13 protein-coding genes and 6 pseudogenes are annotated in these 19,647 nt (G+C 59.5%); 8 read left to right on the top strand and 11 right to left on the bottom strand.

All coding sequences use genetic code 11. From position 1 onward, the window contains the following. Positions 1-1,347: 1,347 nt before the first annotated feature. The 3 genes and pseudogenes from EOC94_RS27205 to EOC94_RS27195 all read left to right on the top strand — a co-directional run. Positions 1,348-2,749 (top strand): annotated as a pseudogene (locus EOC94_RS27205) (pitrilysin family protein); the annotation flags it as partial. Next, positions 2,735-3,928 carry a pitrilysin family protein gene (locus tag EOC94_RS27200; RefSeq protein WP_348627405.1) on the top strand — a complete coding sequence of 398 codons (1,194 nt, stop codon included), beginning with the start codon at positions 2,735-2,737 and terminating at the stop codon, positions 3,926-3,928. The pseudogene EOC94_RS27205 and the gene EOC94_RS27200, both read left to right, overlap by 15 nt. A 415-nt stretch (positions 3,929-4,343) precedes the next feature. Continuing rightward, on the top strand, positions 4,344-5,819 hold the full coding sequence (locus tag EOC94_RS27195; protein WP_095486045.1) for an NAD-dependent succinate-semialdehyde dehydrogenase: 1,476 nt from the start codon (positions 4,344-4,346) through the stop codon (positions 5,817-5,819). Between the two features lie 785 nt (positions 5,820-6,604). Here the strand turns inward: EOC94_RS27195 and EOC94_RS27190 are convergent. Then, positions 6,605-7,120, bottom strand: a complete 516-nt coding sequence (locus EOC94_RS27190; protein WP_245329899.1) for a DUF2285 domain-containing protein — start codon at positions 7,118-7,120, stop codon at positions 6,605-6,607. Between the two features lie 784 nt (positions 7,121-7,904). After that, positions 7,905-8,135: a hypothetical protein gene (locus tag EOC94_RS27185; RefSeq protein WP_127294583.1), complete on the bottom strand. Its 231-nt coding sequence runs from the start codon at positions 8,133-8,135 to the stop codon at positions 7,905-7,907. Here EOC94_RS27185 and EOC94_RS27180 point away from each other — a divergent pair. Further along, positions 8,073-8,371: pseudogene (locus EOC94_RS27180) on the top strand (IS256 family transposase); the annotation flags it as partial. The gene EOC94_RS27185 and the pseudogene EOC94_RS27180 sit on opposite strands and share 63 nt — an antisense overlap. Here the strand turns inward: EOC94_RS27180 and EOC94_RS34200 are convergent. Next, complete coding sequence (locus EOC94_RS34200; protein WP_164546995.1) at positions 8,340-8,480, bottom strand: hypothetical protein; 141 nt, start codon at positions 8,478-8,480, stop codon at positions 8,340-8,342. The pseudogene EOC94_RS27180 and the gene EOC94_RS34200 sit on opposite strands and share 32 nt — an antisense overlap. 251 nt (positions 8,481-8,731) lie before the next feature. Between EOC94_RS34200 and EOC94_RS27175 the strand changes: the two genes are divergently transcribed. Beyond that, positions 8,732-8,953 (top strand): hypothetical protein, encoded by a 222-nt coding sequence (locus EOC94_RS27175; protein WP_127294581.1) that lies wholly within the window; start codon positions 8,732-8,734, stop codon positions 8,951-8,953. A 296-nt stretch (positions 8,954-9,249) separates the two neighbouring features. Beyond that, positions 9,250-9,378, top strand: coding sequence for a hypothetical protein (locus EOC94_RS35175; RefSeq protein ID WP_135907184.1), 129 nt, complete (start codon positions 9,250-9,252; stop codon positions 9,376-9,378). Here the strand turns inward: EOC94_RS35175 and EOC94_RS27170 are convergent. From EOC94_RS27170 to EOC94_RS34800, 3 genes and pseudogenes are all read right to left on the bottom strand, one after another. After that, complete coding sequence (locus EOC94_RS27170) at positions 9,344-9,973, bottom strand: hypothetical protein (RefSeq protein WP_127294579.1); 630 nt, start codon at positions 9,971-9,973, stop codon at positions 9,344-9,346. The genes EOC94_RS35175 and EOC94_RS27170 overlap by 35 nt on opposite strands. 192 nt (positions 9,974-10,165) lie before the next feature. Then, positions 10,166-10,479, bottom strand: a pseudogene (locus tag EOC94_RS27165) (ATP-binding protein); the annotation flags it as partial. 10 nt (positions 10,480-10,489) lie between these two features. Next, positions 10,490-11,023, bottom strand: a pseudogene (locus tag EOC94_RS34800) (IS21 family transposase); the annotation flags it as partial. Between the two features lie 586 nt (positions 11,024-11,609). Here EOC94_RS34800 and EOC94_RS27155 point away from each other — a divergent pair. Further along, positions 11,610-11,882 carry a hypothetical protein gene (locus EOC94_RS27155; protein ID WP_095486041.1) on the top strand — a complete coding sequence of 91 codons (273 nt, stop codon included), beginning with the start codon at positions 11,610-11,612 and terminating at the stop codon, positions 11,880-11,882. Between the two features lie 582 nt (positions 11,883-12,464). On the opposite strand, the gene EOC94_RS27150 is transcribed toward EOC94_RS27155, so the two are convergent. Together EOC94_RS27150 and EOC94_RS27145 are read right to left on the bottom strand one after the other, a co-directional pair. Beyond that, positions 12,465-13,781, bottom strand: coding sequence for a HipA domain-containing protein (locus EOC94_RS27150; protein WP_127294577.1), 1,317 nt, complete (start codon positions 13,779-13,781; stop codon positions 12,465-12,467). Continuing rightward, the gene (locus EOC94_RS27145) at positions 13,771-14,109 is read right to left on the bottom strand and encodes a helix-turn-helix transcriptional regulator (protein ID WP_024505831.1); all 339 of its coding nucleotides are present in this window, start codon (positions 14,107-14,109) and stop codon (positions 13,771-13,773) included. Before EOC94_RS27145 ends, EOC94_RS27150 begins: the two co-directional genes overlap by 11 nt. Positions 14,110-14,731: 622 nt before the next feature. On the opposite strand from EOC94_RS27145, the gene EOC94_RS34795 reads away from it, so the two are divergent. Next, the gene (locus EOC94_RS34795) at positions 14,732-14,959 is read left to right on the top strand and encodes a hypothetical protein (RefSeq protein WP_245463519.1); all 228 of its coding nucleotides are present in this window, start codon (positions 14,732-14,734) and stop codon (positions 14,957-14,959) included. Between the two features lie 60 nt (positions 14,960-15,019). On the opposite strand, the pseudogene EOC94_RS27135 reads toward EOC94_RS34795, so the two are convergent. The 3 genes and pseudogenes from EOC94_RS27135 to EOC94_RS27125 form a co-directional block, all read right to left on the bottom strand. After that, positions 15,020-16,362, bottom strand: a pseudogene (locus EOC94_RS27135) (IS5 family transposase). A 217-nt stretch (positions 16,363-16,579) separates the two neighbouring features. Next, a pseudogene (locus tag EOC94_RS27130) lies at positions 16,580-17,331 on the bottom strand (IS5 family transposase). 162 nt (positions 17,332-17,493) lie between these two features. Then, a complete protein-coding gene (locus EOC94_RS27125; RefSeq protein WP_127294575.1) occupies positions 17,494-18,732 on the bottom strand; it encodes an acetyl-CoA carboxylase biotin carboxylase subunit family protein in 1,239 nt (412 codons plus the stop codon). Positions 18,733-19,647 lie beyond the last annotated feature (915 nt).

The following is a 19,647-nucleotide window of genomic DNA, read 5'->3' as shown; positions in this document are numbered from 1 at the left end:
CGTTTTCCTCTTGGATCATCACGGGTTTGGAGAGGATCTGGTGTTAAGTGCCATTCGGAGCGCCGGCGAACCGCCCGAAATTAATGTGGTCGAGTCATGAAGCCTCCCGAATGCGTTAAACGAGACCCTTTATGGCGGCCCTGGCTGACAACAGTCTGAAAGCTGCAAGCGGCATGCGAAAATGGGGCGATCCTGAATGACGACAGATGCTATCAACATGAAAGAGGCTCGCCCTGAAAGCTGAGCACGCTTTATGCTCAGGCTGCTGACAAGGCCGAAGCAGCGTAAGTGCGTAGTGAAATCCAAGGTCCACATGGGTCGTCGCGCGTCCCGTGCGCCTGGGAAGGCGCCGGCCCGGCCAAGCTTTCCCAGCTCGTCCGCATGATGCTTCGCTGAGCGTCAATGGACGTTGGCGCGAGACCAAGGCGTCGTGCGTTGCAATCCGGACGGTCCAGGGTATCAGGAGTTTCACGGCCTCGGCCCGCTTGGCTGGCCACAGTTGAAGCTCCAACGTACCGGCTGGCACCGGGAAATTGGGCTCTGCGCTGCCTCAACGCTGATGGCACGGTCAATGCTTGCCTACCGATGGGGCCGCCCATGCCGTGATGCTGTCGGTCGACGTTCGCAAACCAGACCCTCGCGAGACCCAGCGAAGGGGCTCGCCGGTACGACGAGGGACCTTACCTCTTTATGCGCGGCATCATTATCGAGGATGACATGTTGCCTTACACGTCGTCCCTCGCGCTCGGGTCTTTGTGGGGCGGATGAAGTCCTGATCGCGGTGGCACTGCTGCATGTTTGCGTAAGACCCATCCAGTCACGATCGCGCTGTCCTTCGATGTCGCGGTGCTGATAGGCGGGCAGATCGGTGTGCGCGGCGCCCGCCAAAGGATCGTCGTCACGCCGGAGGAGGCGAGCGTCATAGCCGGCGCGCCGGCGAAAGGCGCTTTCTGTCGGATGCCCGACAATGTCGGATATCGCAAGTATCAAGGTTGGATCAAACCTTGCGAATCGGGGCTTTCTTACTTGGCACGGGGCATGCTCAGGTATCCGCAAACACCCAATGGATAACGAGCAGACTTCCCATGGCCTCACCATGCCGAAAGTTTCCCGGACGCATCCAAAGATGAGGCTCGCGTCAGGCCCAGCAACACGCTGACGGCTCACGTGGCTCGGCGTCGCGTGCCGATCCACTTTCTCCCAATAGGCGTTCGGGAGACATAGATCCTTCAAAATGAGGAACAGATCACTTTGCCGGGAACGCAGCCCATAACCCCACTCTCCCTATCAGAACTACCAAGCAAGCCCCGCACTCATGGGCTTCGCAGGACGTCCGTTGCGTCCGAGTTGGTCGGCGCGGGGACGGCTCCGATCCCCGTCGCATGGGAGGACGGCAAGGCGAGGGATTTCGTGCTCGACAACGGCATGGAGGTGGTCGTCATTCCCAACCACCGGGCGCCGATCGTCACCCACATGGTGTGGTACAAGATCGGCAGCGCCGACGAGCCGCCGGGCAAATCCGGCATTGCCCATTTTTTCGAGCATCTGATGTTCAAGGCGACGACCAACCATGCGGCCGGCGAATTCGACCGCGCAGTGTTCGAGATCGGCGGCTCGCAAAATGCCTTCACCTCCTCCGACTACACCGCCTTCTATCAGACAGTGGCGCCGTCGGCGCTCGAGCTGATGATGAGCTTCGAGGCCGACCGAATGCGAAACCTCATCCTGACCGACGATGTCGTCAAGACCGAGCGCGACGTGGTCATCGAGGAGCGCCGCTCAAGCACCGACACTAACCCGCAGGACGTGCTCCATGAGGAGATCGACGCGACGCTGTGGCAGAACCAGCCCTATCGCATCCCGATCATCGGCTGGATGCAGGAGATCGAGCAGCTGAACCGCGTCGACGCCACCGCCTTCTATGAAAAGTACTATTGGCCCAACAACTCCGTGCTGATCGTGGCCGGCGATGTCGAGCCGGAGACGGTGAAGGTGCTGACCGAGAAGACCTATGGCAAGGTGGCGCGCGGACCTGACCTGCCGCCGCGCATCCGGCCGGTTGAGCCCGAGCAGAACACCAGGCGCACCGTCACGCTCTCAGACGCCCGCGTCAGCGTGCCCAGTTTTTCGACGCAGTGGGTGGTGCCGTCCTACCACACCGCCAAGCCGGGCGAGGCCGAAGCGCTCGACCTGCTGGCCGAAATTCTCGGCGGCGGTAACCGCGGCCGGCTCTACCAGGCGCTCGCTGTCCAGCAAGGTATCGCTTCCAGCGCCCGCGTCTATTTCCAGGGCACTATGCTCGACGACACCAAGTTCGCCATCTATGGCGCACCGCGCGGCGATGCCAAGCTGGCTGATCTCGAAGCGGCGGCCGCTGCCGAAGTCGCCCGCATTGCCGAGGATGGTGTCAGCAACGAGGAACTAGGCAAGGCCAAGGACCACTACTTGCGCAATATGATCTTTGCGGAAGACAACCTGGACTGGCTCGCCAGCATCTACGGCTCGACGCTGGCCACCGGCGGTACCGTGAAGGATGTCGAGGAACGGCCGAATCGATTTCCACTGTGTGGTCCTCCACCAGCCAGGCGATGATGCCCTTTTCGGACTTCACCTCCTGGATGTTCATCGCAGCATGGGGCCGAGCGCCGAGCGCATCCGCAAGGTTACCCCCGAGCAAATCAAAGCAGTTGCCGCCCGCTATCTCGCGTTCGACCGTTCGACCACGGGCTATCTCTTGCCCAAGACGGAGAATCAAGAGATGACGGTCAACATCGGCTTTGCCTTCAAGGGCGGCACCAAGCAGGACCCGGTCGGGAAGGAGGGGATGGCCAAACTGATGGCCGGCCTGTTCATCGAAGGCGCTGGCCATTACGACAGCGATGCCTTCCAGGTGAAGCTCGACCATGCCGGCGCCGAAATGAGTTTGGACGCGCAAAGCGACGACATCTACGGATCGATGTGCATGCTTTCCAAAAAGCAGGACGCGGCGTTCGGCCTGCTTCGGCTCGCGCTGAACGCGCCGCGCTTCGAGCAGGGGCCGATCGATCGCGTCCGCGCCGAGATTGTCTCCCGCATCGTCGGCAGCGAGCGAGACCCTAACGCCATCGCTCAGCGCAAATGGCTGCGCGCGATCTATGGCGCGCATCCTTGTTCAAGGCCGGGAGAAGGCACAAAAGAGAGCCTCCCCGGCATCACGCCGTCCGACCTCCGCGCCTTCCACCAGGCCATTTTCGCTCGCGACGGGCTCCATATTGCCGTGGTGGGTGACATTGACGCGAACACGTTGAGGGAAAGGCTTGACCAGCTGTTTGGTGATTTGCCTGAGCAACAAACCCTCGTCCCCGTCTACGATGTCGCGCCGAAACTCGGTCAACTGGTGGAGGAGAACTACGACCTGCCGCAGACTTCGCTGACGTTGGCCTGGCCTGGCGTGAAGCCTAGCGCGCCGGATTTCTACGCGGCCGTGCTGCTGAACGACATCCTTGGCGGCTCATACTTGACTTCCCGCCTTTACGAGGAGGTACGTCAAAAACGCGGCCTTGCCTATCACGTCAGCTCTGAACTAACCCTTGACTCGCTTCTGGTTACGACAGAGACACGCTCGGACTGCGCTGCCCAAACACTGAGCATCGTGCGAGATGTGGTAAAGCAGATGGCGCAGCAAGGACCGACCGGGGCCGAGCTCAAGGCGGCGAAGAAGCACCTGATCGGCGCCTATGCCATCGACCAACTGGGCTCGACCCGCTCGATTGCAGACCGGCTCCTGGATTTGCAGATTCACAAGGCCGACGTCGACTACAACCAGCGTCGCGCCCGCAGCATCGGTCGGGTGACGCTCAAACAGGTCAAGGCGGCGGCCAAAAAGCTGCTTTCGGCCGAGCCCGCCATTTTGGTGGTCGGCCCGCCGCTGGGCGGCAAGGATGAGTAAAGAAACTCATCTCACCTTCCTTCTTCATCGGGGCTTCTCGTGGGAAGAGCGAATGTGGAGGCCCGTGGGCCAAGCAGATCATGCAGACGCGCGGAGTCGTTTTCGCCGACCTTGCGCGGCATTGGCGGTCCGGCGGCCTCTCGCCGAAATGGCGCTCCTCAGCATGTATGCCGCCTTTTTGCAGAATTCAGTCGCATGCCACCAGCAGGCATGGTGGATGAAGCAAACATCCGACTGCTCAATCCATCAATTGATGAACCGCGGGCACTCAAACTAACGAAACTGCTGTCTTTTCATCGGGCTAGCGTGGTCTACCAGCTGCTTTGCCGAGGCCCTACGACGAACCCACTGGTGCAGAATACACACTGACGGCCTGTCGACCTGGATGTTCGCTGCGTTGAGGAGGAATCCGGTATTGCCCCTGTGCCTGCCGATGATCCGCCGTCTGAAATCCCCGCACCTGTTTGGAGCCATCGACCGCCTGCCGGCACTCGGCAGACCAGTTGGCAATAAGACGTTCGAGGTCGTCAATCCGTCGACCGGCGAAGTTTTGGCAGAGCTTCCCGATATGGGCGTGGAGGAGACACGTGCTGCGGTAGACAAGGCCTATGTTGCGCAGTCGGGATGGGCCGCGTTGACGGCCCGAGAACGTAGCGACGTTCTTTGGCGATGGCATCAGCTGATCATCGACCATGCAGGCGATCTCGCCGCGATTCTGACTGCGGAAATGGGCAAGCCGCTTGCCGAAGCCATTTCAGAGGTATCGCATGCGGCGGCGTATCTGCAATGGTATGCCGAGGAGGCCAATCGCGTCTATGGCGAGACGATCTCGGCACCCTCGACAGACCGCCGAATGCTAGTGATCAAGCAGCCCATCGGCGTTGTTGGCACGATCACGCCATGGAATTTCCCGGCCTCCATGGTGGCGCGCAAAATCTCGCCGGCCTTGGCTGCGGGCTGCACAATCGTGCTCAAGCCCGCTGAACAGACGCCGCTCGTGGCTGGCGCAATGTTCGCCCTCGCCCATCAGGCCGGCTTTCCCGATGGCGTGGTCAACCTGATCTATGCGTCCGAAGGTGATCGCGTGGGCCGTGAACTCTGCACCAATTCCAAGATTCGAAAGATCAGCTTCACCGGTTCGACCGAGGTCGGACGGCTGCTGATGCGTCAGTGCTCTGACCAGATCAAGAAGGTCAGCCTTGAACTCGGCGGCAATGCACCTTTCATCATCTTCGATGATGCCGACATTGACGGTGCTGTTGACGGTGCGGTCCAGGCGAAGTTCCGCAATGCCGGCCAGACCTGCGTTTCCGCGAACCGCATTTACGTCCAATCGAGCGTTCACGATGAGTTCGTCAAGAAATTCGTGGAAAGAATCCGGCACTTGTCGGTTGGCGACGGATTCGATGCCGGAGTGGACATCGGACCGCTCATCGACAAGCATGCTCTGGCCAAGATCGAGTCTCACATCGCAGATGCCATTGCGAAAGGCGGCACAATACGATGCGGGGGCCAGCGTATCGGCAAGAATGGCACGTTTTTCGAACCCACGGTCCTCACCGAGATTTCCAGCGTCATGGCAGTCGCGCAAGAGGAGACATTCGGGCCGCTCGCGCCGATCATTCGCTTCAACGATGCGGATCAGGTCGTGCGCGAGGCCAATGACACGATCTACGGCCTCGCCGCATACTTCTATGCCTCAAACCTGAAGCGGGTCTGGCGTGTGGCAGAGGCTCTGGAATATGGCATGGTTGGCATCAACACGGGACGCATGTCCTCGGAGGCGGCACCGTTTGGCGGGATCAAACAATCCGGCATCGGGCGGGAGGGTTCCCGTCATGGCCTCGAGGACTATCTGGAAATGAAATATCTTTGCATGGGCGGGATTTGAAACCTGCTGCACTGTCTCTCCGCCCCACCGGGGGGCGGCCTGCGGTCAATGCCGCCACCTAATTGGAAGTTCCAAACGCCGTTGACCTGAAACACGGATGCCCGGCAGGCGACTGAGCTCGCTGCCGGGCCGGACATGCCTTGGGAGGGCATAAGTCAGCGCTCCTAGGGCCGATGGGCCACTCAGTTCGTGCGCCTTTTGCCGATTGCGTTGCATGGGCCGTGCCAAGCCAAAAAGCATTGATAAACCGCCGATGGATCAGCTTTTGCCCTGTTGCGCATTCTACATTGTGGGATATGCGACAATGCCCAAGCGGTTGAATCGTCGTGTTGGAGACGCCCAGACGGGTCATGACTGCTATTCTTAGGACAGTGCGCAGCAAGCCGCTACTCGCTGCACTCCAGGCACACCATTTCCATAATCAAGCGGTGGGTGCTATGTTGACCGAGCTGTCGACCAGGGAACGGTGTGAGGCCTCAAATCCCTCCATATTGTTGCACCCGCCGGTCCAACAGGACTGCAGGTCCGGACTCAAAGGATCTTGGCTGCTATGGCGACATTGCGGTGCACGCCGCTTTCCGACCAATGATGTGCGTCCAGGTCGAGGCCGGCCCTAATGAACCACCGCCTTGGCACCCTCGCCCATCTCATTTCGGCATCGACAAGCTAGACCAGAGCGCACCTTGCAAGGCGCCATGCAGTCCTGTCGGCGGGCGAACTGTTGGTGACGGGTACAGCTGCGAGCGAACGTTCATCCACCGACGCACAGCGCGGACTGTCGCTTTTCAAATTAGGAAATCTCTGTAGCCACCATTCATGAGCGCGCGGCCACGCGAGACGGCCCGACGGATGCGGTCGCGCAGATGATCGCGAGGATCCGCCCAGTCGGCATGGACGCGCCGTTGACCGATGAGAACTTCGGCGAGCTCGCGATGAGGTGCTCCGGCGAGCGAACCGTCGAGCGCACGAAGAACGAAGGACAAACGGACGCCGCGCTTTTCCGGCGCAAACAAGCGGGGGGGCAACTGTTGCCCTAGACTGAGAGCATTGAGGCACTCCAGTCCCCTCAGTCGATGCTTTAAAAGCACCGCGGGCCAGATGGCTTGCGTATGCAGGCAAACAGGGTGGAGGATATTCGCGCCCGAGACGGCGAGCTGCAGCGCGTGGTCCGCATTGCGAAGAAGAACATGCTGGCTCTTGTCGGGCGCCAGCAGGACGGTTGCACGACAGGGCAATGCCGAGAGTTCGAACGGCGGTGTCGGCGACGAGGCAGGCAACCGTTCCGCAATGACCGGCAGCACATGGACGCACCAGAGCGGACACCAGAATACGACCGAAGCGCGGCCACAAGACTCCGCGAAACAGAACACCCCAGCGTGACAGGTCGCCGGCCGACGCGACCATATCGAGAAAGGATTGGAGAGACCAAGTCTTGCAATGCTGGCGCGCAGCGGTCAGATCGCGCTGGAACGCTGGATTGCGGCGTAAGAACTCCCAAGCCCATTCCCGCAGCGTCAGGCCAGCGGTGTAGTCGTATGATCTTTCATCCCGCCAATCGGCCTGATCCGCGCCAGTCAGGAGATTCATGACTGACATCCCCTGCCCGCGCCTGCGTGCGTCGAAACATTATGCCACTTCGCAAAGCATCGGCGAAGGCAGCAGACGTCGAAGACCCCGTTTCGTTGAAGCGTCAGCCATCGCCACTGTCGGCGACAGAAGATGTGCCCAAATTGCCACCAGACCGTCGAACGGGCACAGCGACGGCCAGCGCGACCTGGAATTGATTCCGTAACGGTCATCGGCTCCTGCGTCGCGATCCAGACGTCCCTTGAAGGCGCAGTAGCGCGGCAGTGGATCGCACTCTGCTTGTCGGCAAGTTGTCGTAGCGGCGGCGCCATAGGCACGGTCATCGGAGGGTCTCCTGCGGCAAGTTTTCGCCATTGGAGGCCAATCTCCCCGCTAGGGCAGCCTGTGCAGTTGCACAGGTGAAGCGGATCAATCAGGGGGAGCCATGGCGGAAACTGGATGATGACGGCTTGAGGAGAGCGGCGTATCGAGGCGGGTGATGAAGCCTGCCAGTACCTCTCAAGGAGAGTGATATGCCATGAACGAGACTATCAACACATTGTTCGCCTTCGTCAGCCCGACGAAATCGATGATACCCCGACGGATGTACTTCGCAGCGGCGCGCGCAAATTGCTTGCGCATGCGATCGAGATGGAGGCCGAAGCGTATGCCAAGGCGGTCGACTGACTGACGAAAGATCAGAATGCGTCGCTGGCGCTCTACGATTTCCCCGCCGAACACTGGGATCATCTGCGATCGTCCAATCCCATCGAAAGCGTCTTTGCAACCGTTCGCCATCGCACGGTGCGTAGCAAGGGCTCGCTATCCTGGAAAATCGCCCAGCTGATGGTCTTCAAGCTGGTCATTGCCGCGGCCAGGAGGTGGCACGATTGAAAGGACAAAATCAGTTGCCGAAACTCATCGCAGGTGCCAGGTTCCTGGACGGAATCGAGGTCATCGAAACGAAGCCGCAGAGCGCCGCTTGATCAGCCTCGTCACCCAAATTCCAGCATAGCTCCATCGGAACTGCCAGCCTTCCTTGCCGATCAGGCGCATATCAGCGCTGACGATACCGAGGACGGCGATGGCGGTCACCTCCAGGCCGCCGAGTAACGACCCTCAAAACACCGCACTGGTCGAGGCCAGCCTGAACCGGTATCTTGTGCCTGCCCTCGGGAGTCGCTCTATCCACCATGTGATCGACACCGACATTGCTAACATCACCAAGAAGATCGTCGCCGGGGGTCACCCGCAAGCGGCTAACACGGCCTTCTGGTGTATGCGGGCATTTTTCAACTGGTGTCGCAAACCGCCGCAACGGCTCATCGCGGTTTCCCCGCGAGGGATTGGAAAATCCGGATCCGGCCCCGATCGTCAAGCGCAAGCGAGTGGTGAACGATGCCGAACTGGCGGCTATATGGACGGGCTGTGAGCCCGAACCGGGCGATATCGGCTATTCGTTCGGCTCCATCGTCAAGCTGCTCATTCTGACCGGACAGAGGCGTACGGAAGTTGCCGCGATGCGTTGGTCCTCAACCTTGAAGCCGGAACATGGAACTATCGGGTGACCGCACGAAGAACGAAGAGCCTACGCTTATTCCGCTGTCCACACTGGCGGTGTCGGTCCCCCAGTCGGTACCGAAGACCAATGACACGTTTTTTTCCCTGCGAGGGGCAACGAAAGAAGCCACTTCTCAGGCTACGCGAAGGGCAAGAAGGCTCTAGACGGCAAGGTCAATACTGACGGGGTGGCTTTGGAGAACTGGACCCTTCACGATCTGCGCAGGACGCTCGCGACAAATCTCGGCAGGCGGCAGGTATTGCCACACGTCATCGAGCACATAGTGAACACAAGGCGGCGTCCTTGACAGACATTGGCGAAATCTACAATCTCTATAGCAACGTCAAGGAGAAGCGCGAGGTGTTGCAGATGTGGTCAAATCACATCGAATGGCTGATCAAGCAGGCTGCGGATGACGCTCTGGCGGCGTAGCTGCTGGCATGGGCGGAAGATGCGGCGCAACAATCGTCAGAGCCTCATCGAATTGGAGATCATACTTGACCAGCAAATGCGCGGCCAATGCTTCGATGGCCGACCAGTGATCGAGTACTAGCCGGGCCGTGCAATCTTCGATCCGCCCCCAATCGGGGCGGCGCGGCATCAGGAACCGCAACTCACCATAGATTCGCTTGGCATCCGCGTAGTCGCTGCTCCCCTCATTCCCATCGGACGCATTCATCGCCATATCGCGCGGGTCCAGATAGCCTTCGAATGCGGATTCTGCAAAAGGACCTGCCAGACACGCAACTATCTCCCGGATCGCATCATCGCGTTCCAAACATCGATCCATATCGTCCTCGAAAATCGGCTTTCGCTTCGAGGTGAATCCTTGCGCTAAATAAAAACCCGCGCCTTCGACAACACCACCGCACTCTCCGTCACCGGCGTGGGGGTAAATACTAACACTTGAGAAAGCAGGGAGTTCACGGTCGTCGTCGAACATCTGACGGTGCAAAACGATGGCGGCCACCGCGTGCCCGGCTTCGTGATGCGCCACAAGCGGCAGATATTGGGAGGCTACATTCATGCGGTGCGGCTCTCAGGTCTAGTTTGCTTTTGCGCATAGGACCGCAATTGTCGTGCCAACTGGGAAAATCATTTCGGGCAATGCGATCGCTCCGATAGCGTTGTGTCTCCTGTCTGACATTGTTGGGAAGTCGACACGCGCCCGTCACAATGCGGTCGACCTTCCGCGCGAGTTGGGTGACCCGTGAAGGCGGCCGACCAGGACGATGTTGCGCTGATCGGCGACGAAGGCGCCGCCGGGCGAGATCGCGCATCAGGGGGTGACCGGCGTGTCGGCGAAGTCGAAGTCGTCGATGTCCTTGGCCAGCGGCAACTTGGCGACAGCGAACTGGTATTTGATGGAGCGGGCCTGCTTCTCCGATATCTCGGCCTGCAAGAGATCACCGACAATCCTGGGCGGCTCGTGCCGTCGCTTGATGGCGACGCGCCCATGATCTCGTCATAGGCTCTGCGCATTCCGTAGAGCTTCAGCGCTCCCATCAGTTCCAGTACCTCGGTGCGTTCCATGGCTGTTTGTCCTCCTGAGACTGTCATAGCGGGCGCAGTCGGCGACCGCTCGTGAGCTAGCTCCAGCGCCTGGGGAATGGAAAGGATCGTGCCCGGCGCCGGATCGCGGCTGCGGGCCAGGATGTTGAGGATCACCGGCGCCGACGATGCACCGTGCTCGATGGCTTCCTGACAGGCGGCCTCGACCGCGCTCAATCCGTCGGTCAGCACCCAGGTGAGGATCAACACCATCTGCCGGTCGACGTCATCAACCGCCTTGAGCTGCGCCGCACCTTCTCCATTGCCGACCGCAGGACCCAGCCAAGGAACGGCGCGCGCCGTGTGCCAGGGATCGTAGACGGCCTCGTTGCGGCCAAAGGAGCGAACGTGTTCTCCCACGACCACGCCATCCTCTGGCGGATGCGATCCGATCGACACAAGCATGGATCTCGACGGGCCGACCGACGGCACTCGACAGCACCGAGTATTTGTTGTTGTCGAAGCGCACCGTGCAGGTCTTCGACACCGACGGGGGAATGCAATGGAAGCCGTCGAAGCGACCGGCAGCCGCTGCCGCTGCGGCTTGGCCGCATTCGCCGACAGAAGCCGGTCCAGCGTCTCACGCCGAGCTCCCATGCGGGGATAGGGCTGGTGCTTGCGCTCGTAGCGGAACTGCGTCTCCTCAGAACGCAGGACCTTGCGCACCACCTTGCGCGAGATCTTCAGCTCACGGCAGATCGCTTTGATCGACTTCCGCTGGACCAGCGACAGCCGACGTATCTTTGCAATCGTCTCTAAAACCAACATCCAAAACACAAATGCCTCCGATCAAGCCGGAGGCATCTTGATGACCCCATCGTTAAAGGGTCCCGTTTGGACGAAAATCACCCTTTAAACAGGGTCCCCATTCCACGAAAAATCAATGCACTACCTTCCGCAGCTGCGAGAGATCGCCACCGACCGCTTTGAAGGGGCTTTCGGCGGTCTCGTCAGCGAGGTTGTGGCATGAAGAAACATCAATCCACAGCATTGGGCCGAAGCATGCCACGGGCTCATGCCGCGGGAGAGCGGGAATATATTCTTGAAAGAAGCGGTCTCCGACATCAATACCGACAGGATGGGCAGCTTTCTCACATCACTTGAGGTCGAGCGTGGCAGTTGCGACCCGCAATGCAAGGCTGGCGGCGATGCATGCCTTTGCGCGGTTCCTGATTTCGGAGCACCCCGAATATATGGATACGCTGCAACTGGTGGTGACACTTCCCTTCAAGAGGGCGCGTGGGTGGCACCTGTCGAACATCTCGATGAGCCCGGAAATCAAGAGCGTCCTGGCGCGTATCGACCGCCGCACGCCTTCTGGACAGCGGGATTACGCTCTGTTTTCGCTGATGTTCAATACGGATGCACGAGTTCAGGGATCCTGAATCTTCTATTGTGACCTTCGTCTGGTATCGCCCTGTCCCGCCGAGCAAAGCAACGACCGCCCCACACTGCTCACCCGGTTCGGTGTTCGATACTTGCTGCGCACACATGGCTGCGGGCGAAGGAACCACCCTGGCTGAAAAAAGCATCCATCATCGCCCTTTGCGGGACACGACGGCATCCACCTCGTTAAGGCGGGTGTTGACATCGCCACCATCAGTCGATGGCCAGGCCACTCGGGCTGAACTAACGATGCGCTACGCCCAGGCCGGTATCGATATGAATCGGCAAGCGCTCGAACAAGTCTTCCCCGACGTGATGTCATCGGCAAAAGATCAGACGATCATCGCTTTGATGGCTGGATGTTTGGCTGGCTGCACCGCTTGTAGACGCTCAGTTATGTGGAGTTGTATCGCGGGAAGTCGCGCGTCTTGGGCTTTTGCGGTGTCAGCTCCACATCTCTCCGCAGTGCACGTTGTCACTGTTGAAGAGCCGTTTGTTCAATCTTCGTCCTGGCACGGCAAGGGTTGTCCATATTGTGGGCGTCTTGCGCTTGCCGAGCTTGTCCGAAATCCAGCGCCGGATCAGGCGTGAACACTGTTGCGTAGTTCGTCAGCCAGAGCGCGGAGAACGTCGGCGCTTCCTTCCAGCGCCGTAAAAGCGTAGGGATTGAGGAACTGTCGGCCCCAGAACAGATTGCGATCTATGCCGGATAGCGTAGCTTCCTCGCTGACACGCGGCCAATTCTCGGCAATGCATCGGAGCTGGCCTTCAACAATCGCAAGAGCTTCCGGCGCGCTGAGCAGGAAGTGATGCGCGGCTTCAAGGCAGGACGCTATCCGGCTCATGCGGTTATTGCCGCTGATGAGCATGGCCTGGCTGGCCTCCTGGCCACTGCGGGCCTGCGGACAAATATCGTACGCAGGCGTGAGGGTGAGCCTAGCCCCGTCCCAGAATGCCGCATGGTTGCGGGCATGATCGTCGGTGTTGCCGCAAAGTATGTTGAAGACAATGCGGCTGAACAACTCGCGCAGAGTTTCCGACGGCGCGGTGAATCGGTGGCGAATGATCTCCGCCAAATCCTGGTAGCTGGCGTAACGCGCCATCATCTCATCGAGCGCGAGCATCGTCAGCGCTGAGACCATGGATTTGCGTTGCCAGCCGCCCGTGACCTTGATCCGGTCGAATCGCTCGACGAGCAACACGTCGTTGCCTGCGGCGCGAACGAGCGAGACGGATGCCGCTCTGATGCCGCACAAGGCGGCAAGCCGCATGGCTATGAATTCTCCTTTGACGACGCTGTAAAGGTCGGCAGACGAGGAAAATTTCGCGACATGCTTGACGGCGTCATCCTCGATCAGCGCCTTTGGCCTTGCGCCGCCGATCGAGCTGCCGTGATGCAGCGCCTGATCTAATTCGGGGGTGAGCGGAATACCTTTCTCTACCCGCTCCGCCGATTGGACAAGCTCTTCGAGAGTGGCATTGGCCAGTGCGCGCGGCTCGTAATGCATGGGCGAAAACTGAAAATCGAGCGCGCCGATGCGGTCCGAGCCTGATTCCAGCAAGAACGTCAGTTCTGAAATATCGAGCCGCGCGATTTCATCGCCCTTCACACCGAATTTGCGGTTTAGGATAACCCGTCGTCCCCAGGCATCAGGGGCAGCATCGCGGATGCATCCCGGCATGGTTAGGCCAGGAAGCAAAGGCAATTCGCCTGCCTTCAGGGGCAGTTCCGGGAGATAAAGCGGGATCGCGCTGCCCAGTTCACGAAAGCTCCTGCCATAGTTGAAGCTGACGAGTCCGTCATGGGCATATAGCCGCCCGGCGACAACCGGCGCGGTCTCGCCCGGCAGCCAGACCCAGACATAGGCTTCGTCGTACTTAGGGACCTTAGAACTCATCGACGATCTGCTTGCCGGCCTTGTAGACGTGCTTCGGCAGCAGCGCGATGCGATCGTCCATGCGGCCTGTGAGGGCTGTGATGCCATTGCCGTCGGCATCGAACAGCTTCACACCGACAATGGCAGCAGCTTCGAACATCAGTCCGATTTCGACTTTGGGATCGCCCTTCTCGATGCGCTGCAGGGTGCTGCGTGAAACACCGATTCTCTCGGCTAACTCCTGTGCGGTTAACCGGTGCTGCATCCGGCCAAGCCGGACGGTCTTACCGAAAAGGCCAAGCGCTTCCATCGCGTAGCGCGAATAGGTGCGTTTATGCGTTGCCGTCATTCGGGTCTCTGTGACCTATACATGATCCATATCGCCTTCTTTCGGCCCTTATATAGGTAATGTCACAGAGCGACTGCCAAAGTCAAGACTCCGTATCGTATGACCCTAATCCCCCTGATTCGACTTTATATGCAGCAAGAGTTCGCATCACGGCTACGTTCGGAAAGCGAGATAGAATGCGACGGGAGACGCCAGCGTTACCCATCCGAACGAGGAAGGCGGATATTGCCGACGGCTCCTGCACAACCGGCCAGCTCTGCGCGCCTCGGGCCAGGCAGAGATCTGGCGCTGGATCGCGGACAGCCTTGAGACGCCTCGCATGAGTCATTCCATGGGCGGTCCCAGTGCCACTACGCCAAGCGCGATGAAGCGTTGCGGTCTTCGTCGCGCGCAACGGCGACAGCGTGCAGGAGGATGGCTCGGGTCAGGGTGGACAAGCATCTGCGTAACATTTTGCTTCTGGAGGACGGGACGAGTCCAGGTTGGCCGCTGCTCAAGGCGCTGGCTCCGCAGCAGAGCGGAGGGAACTGGAGGGTCTGGTCCGGCGTCGAGGCACGGCGCAAGGCCTGCCGCGAGGGCGCGGATAGTGCTACTGGCCAGCGAGAGGATTTAGAACAAGGAATTGCCTTACCTTGGTGCAACGCCCAACACGGGGCACATTGCGTCGGCGCTTTGCCGAAAAGTTGTCGCGGTGCTGGGCGCCTCCAATCTGACCTTCGCCTTTGCCAGGTCCAGCCAGAAGCTGCCGGACTGGATCGAGGGCCAGGTGCGGGCGCTCGCCTTCTTCGGCGGCGTCACCAGGGCGATCGTCTGCGACGCCCTTTGGCAGGCGCACGTGGGCTTCAGCTGAACCGCCTCCGAGATGCGCAAGCCGGCAGCATAGCAAGTCGGCCGTGAACAATGAGAGGGATCAGGCTTCGAGCTCTTTCGGCTGACTTTGTAGGGCTGCGATGAGAAGCCACAAAAATCCCTTCAGCCACCTGAGCAGGAGGGAGAAGCTGTATCCGACGGCGGCCAGAATGGCGTTGAGGGCGTCGCCCTGCTGGCCGGCGAGGTAGTTGCGGCCCATGCGGTGTTCGCTCTTGATGTGGCCGATGACGGGCTCGACCGCCGAGCGCCGCCGCATCTGGCGCTTTGGCTGGGGTGACGCGGCGTTTCTGGCCGGCGGTGAAGACCCTGAGCTTGTGGCTCTGCGGTGCGTTATGGCCGCGATAGCCGGCGTCGGCGAGGATGCGGCCGATCTCGTTGCCGATGGTCTTTTCCATGTCGGGGATGACGCTTGCCAGCGTGTGGCCGTCATAGGGATTGCCGGGCAGTGCTTTGCATGCAGGGCGAACTGGCCACCCCTGGAGCGCTTCAGCGTGGTGGCCACCGACACCTTTACCCCGAACTCGTAGGGCATATGTGCCTTGCCCTTGCCGATGCATTCCACCTCGTGCGCGTGCAGGCTGTAGATCTTGCGGCCGCGCTGGCGCTGACGTTGCTCGAGAACGGTGGCAGGCTGGTACAGCGGCCATTTGAAGAGCGCGTCCAGCCCCGCATCGCCGGCGATCTGGCGACCAATGTCGCGAATGGTCCGGCCGAGATAGGTCTTGAGCTTGCGTAGCGCCTTGTTGGCCCGCTTGAACTGCTTGGCGTGGGCATAGCGCTGGTGGCTGATCAGCGCCAGCTTGCCGACCCGCACATAACTCTGGCGCAAATGGAGCCCCGTCCTCTTGGCCAGCCGCACCAGCCGTTCGCGTGCCCGATGGATGAGCTTGGCGTCGGTCGGGAACATGACGTTCTTCGGCTGCACGGTGGTGTCGACGATCACCTGGCGCGTGTCGGCCGGTTTCATCGCCCGGTCTTGACCGCGAGGCTGAGGCTCTCCTGCAACAGCACCATGATCCGCTCCTCGCCCATACGGCTGCGCCAACGCGTCATCGAGGAGCGGTCGAACGGCAGCGTATGGCAAAAGAACGTCTCGCCGGTGAGATACTGGAAGTAAGGGTTCTCCACCCAGCGCTCGCACAGCACCTCATCCGACAGGTTGAAGGTGTGCTTGAGGATCGCCAGCCCCGCCATCAGCCGGGTCGGCAGCGGCGGCATGCCGGGGCCGTCCGAATAGACGGCGCCGAAACGCTCCTCCAGCACCGGCCAGTCGATCGCCTGCGCCAGCCGCACCAGTTCGTGCTTCATGTTGATGATCTGATCGAGCCTGGAGCGGAACAGGTCCTGCTCTCCCGTCTCGCGCTTCTCGCGTGGCCTGGACATTCGCCGTCCCCTCGATTCGCCGCCGCCGAACCGAGTGAATCACGCTCCGCAGCACAAGGGAATCGAAAACCGAATTGCAGGAAAACAGCGTCCAAATACCGCTAATCCTGCAATTCAAAAGACGCTATCCGCTTCCCAGGCCAGATCAATGGCTTGCGGATTAGTTCACGGTCGACTAGCAAGTGGGTTCTTCAGGGACGACTACTAGGGCGTGTCCTCAGTTGAGGAGGAAAGTTATGGCGACGAGTTGGACGACGGCAAGGAAATTGCGCGCGGTCTTGTCATAACGCGTGGCGATGGCGCGGAAGTGTTGTGCTTGTTGAAGAACCGCTCGACGAGATTGCGCTCGCGGTAGAGTGCGAAATCGGTCTGGTGCGGGATGAGGCGGTTGGCCTTGGGTGGGATGACCGGGGTGATTCGGCGGTCCTTGTGGGTCTGGATGAGGGCGTCGGCGTCGTAGGCCTTGTCCGCAAGAAGGGCTTGCGGGTCGACTTGGTCGAGCAGCGGCCCAGTTGGCTAAGATCGGAGGCTTGGCCGGGGGTCAAAGAGAAGCCGACGGGGTTGCCCAAGGCGTCGACCACGGCGTGGATCTTGGTGATCAGTCCGCCTCGGGAGCGTCCGATGGCTTGGTTTTCGCCCGCTTTTTTTGGGCGCCGGCGCTGTGTTGGTGAGCCCGCACGATGGTTGCGTCCAGCGACATGTACTCGTTGTCGTGATCACTGGCCAAAGTCTTGAAGATCGGTCAAAAACGCCACTCTTGGCCCACCGGTCGAAGCGTTGCCAGACAATCTTCCAGTCCCCGAAACGTGGTGGCAGGTCGCGCCAGGGAATACCCGCCCGGTAGCGGTAGAGCACCGCTTCGACAAACAGCCGGTTGTCCTGCGCCGTTCCGCCCACATGGCCCTCACGGCCGGGCAGGAAATCCTTGACCCGATCCCACTGGTCGTCGCGAAGTCCGTATCGCCGCATCGGTCGGTTCCCCAAATCAAACCGACCACCTATGAAGCACTCAAACACTGATTTGGGAATCCCCTAACTGAAGACACGCTCTAGTTCGTCTTCGGGCTCCATCATGTCGCCGACATCCAAGTGAAATTTTTTGGTCTGCGCCCCCCTCCGCGGCGAAGGGCCTCAAGTTGTTCCTGTTTCGCCGCGGGTCGAAAATGGTGTGATCGACCAATCGATCAAGCTGACGGCACCCTCAAGTATCTCCTCCGTCCGCGCAAGGCTAGGTGAAGCGGCTATGACATAGCCAATCCAGTCTCGGGAATCGCCTTTCCTGAGAATCGGCGTCTTGGGTTCAACGCGGAAATTTACCTCGGCGACACCGGATAGTGCGACCGCCCGACTCTCGCCAACGATCGAATCAATTATGCCATCGCGGTCTGGAACAAGTAGCCGCGCGGCTGCAGTGTGGGATTGCCTTTTTTGCAAATCCCATGCCTCGCCGATCGCCAGCTTGATGTGCTCGGTGACAAGATCGATGCCGTAAGCCAGCCGAATCAGTTGGGGAGTTGGTGTGCAAGGAAGACGTGGATTGACTTCGATGACGACTGGGCCACGCATCGTCCACCGGAACTCAATGCCTGTTGGCCCCCAGCCAAGGCCGAGAGCTCGCAAACAGTTCAGCGAAACTTCGGCGATGCACTTACGCTGGTCATAGGCCAGCGCGGCCGGGAAGGCGCACTCTCGAAATACGAAGTATGGAAGATCGCCCAAGTCAGCGGTCCCGATCCCAATGATGTCATTCCCCATTATCTCCGCACTAAAATACGGGCCTTGTGCGAATTCTTCGACCAGTATCCTCGGCGAAGACTGCCATTTATGCTTCCCGCCCAACAGATAGGTCGAATGTTCGAATAACTCATCGACGGTGCGGCACAAGCGGACTCCGCAGCTAAAACTCCCTTCGGCCGGCTTAAGAATCACTGGTAGGCCAATCTCTGTGGCAGAGCGTTCTATGTCCGTCGCGTTCGCTGCTAAACGATAAGCAGGTATTGGGACGCCCGCCTCCGCGAGGAGTTGACGTTGAACTAATTTGTCGCAGCACCGTTCAACGGATTCGGGGTCGGGTCCGGGTAAATCGAAATGCCGGCAGAGCTTTCCAACTGTCGCATAGAATGAGTCACCGGTGCTTGTAATCCCAGCAATGTCATAGTTCGCACGTAGCTGAAGACATTCGTGGATCAGCGCGTCGAGGTTGTCTGTATCGACACGAATGACGATGCTTTGCGGCGTCAGACGGTTGTACCGAGCTGGATCAGCCGAAAGGATAATTGGGTGAAGACCAAGACGCAGGGCCGCTTGGACGTAGAGCGGACCAACGTCCCATGGATAGATTTCGATTAATATGAGCGCTCTTCTTGTCATGGCTGCTGCCCTCATGTCGCTTGCTATTCGGCCGTCTGAGCATACATCAGTTTGCATAGGCATTGATTTTCGGACTGACCTCCTATCATTGTCGTGAACGTACCATTTTCAGCGATTTGCGGTCGTAAAGATTGTGCAAAGTTACTTGAAAGATCTGTTGCAATGTCCGCGCGCGAATTGGCGAGTGGTGGTCAGGCAGTGAGACTGACGAATTGGCCGGGGTAGGATCAGCCTAAGGCCGTAAAATCGTTAAGACTACGTTCTGATTCGAAGCTTCTTTTGGAAGCTTGAAAGCGTGGATACGACCTTTGGCTGCTGGCGCGCTTTCGACGGAGAGATTGTCAGGATCGGAAGTTCCTGGTCTCCCACGGTTCCGTAACGCCCACCAACGCGAATTTCCACGGGTTCCGCGCATTCCGTCTTTTGTCGAACAGCTCTCGATTGTATTCGAGTTTTCTAGAGCTAATTATAAAGTCGCCTTACAGAATTCACATACTTTTTTAACATATTTTAGCTTGTCGTCAGGACGAGTTTGGTCCCTATTCTGACGTCAAATATGGGGAAGAGAAACATAACCTTTCGAAGCAAATTAATGCTTTCGGAAGTCTAATGTAGCGACTTTAAGAGCGGGCTGTTTCCGTAGCGCCGAACGCGTAGGATTCATTGGTACGGGCAGCATGGGGCGACCAATGATCGCAAGGTTCGCGGCAATTGCGCCGCCGATGAGAACTGTACCGCACCTAATTTGCCCCTATACGGAGGAATTGACATGAATACCCTCGATCAGGGGACCGCACTGGAGCAAGCCGCACGCAAACGCATCAAGGATTCCCATGCGCTCGACGGCGACGTCGATCGCTTGGCACGCTTTTATCGTGAATGGGCAAGTTCCTACGAGTTGGATGTCGGCCGGGA

Source organism: Mesorhizobium sp. M6A.T.Ce.TU.016.01.1.1 (assembly GCF_003997065.1).
GTDB classification, from domain to species: Bacteria; Pseudomonadota; Alphaproteobacteria; order Rhizobiales; family Rhizobiaceae; genus Mesorhizobium; species Mesorhizobium mediterraneum.
This window is presented reverse-complemented; position numbering and strand designations above follow the sequence as displayed.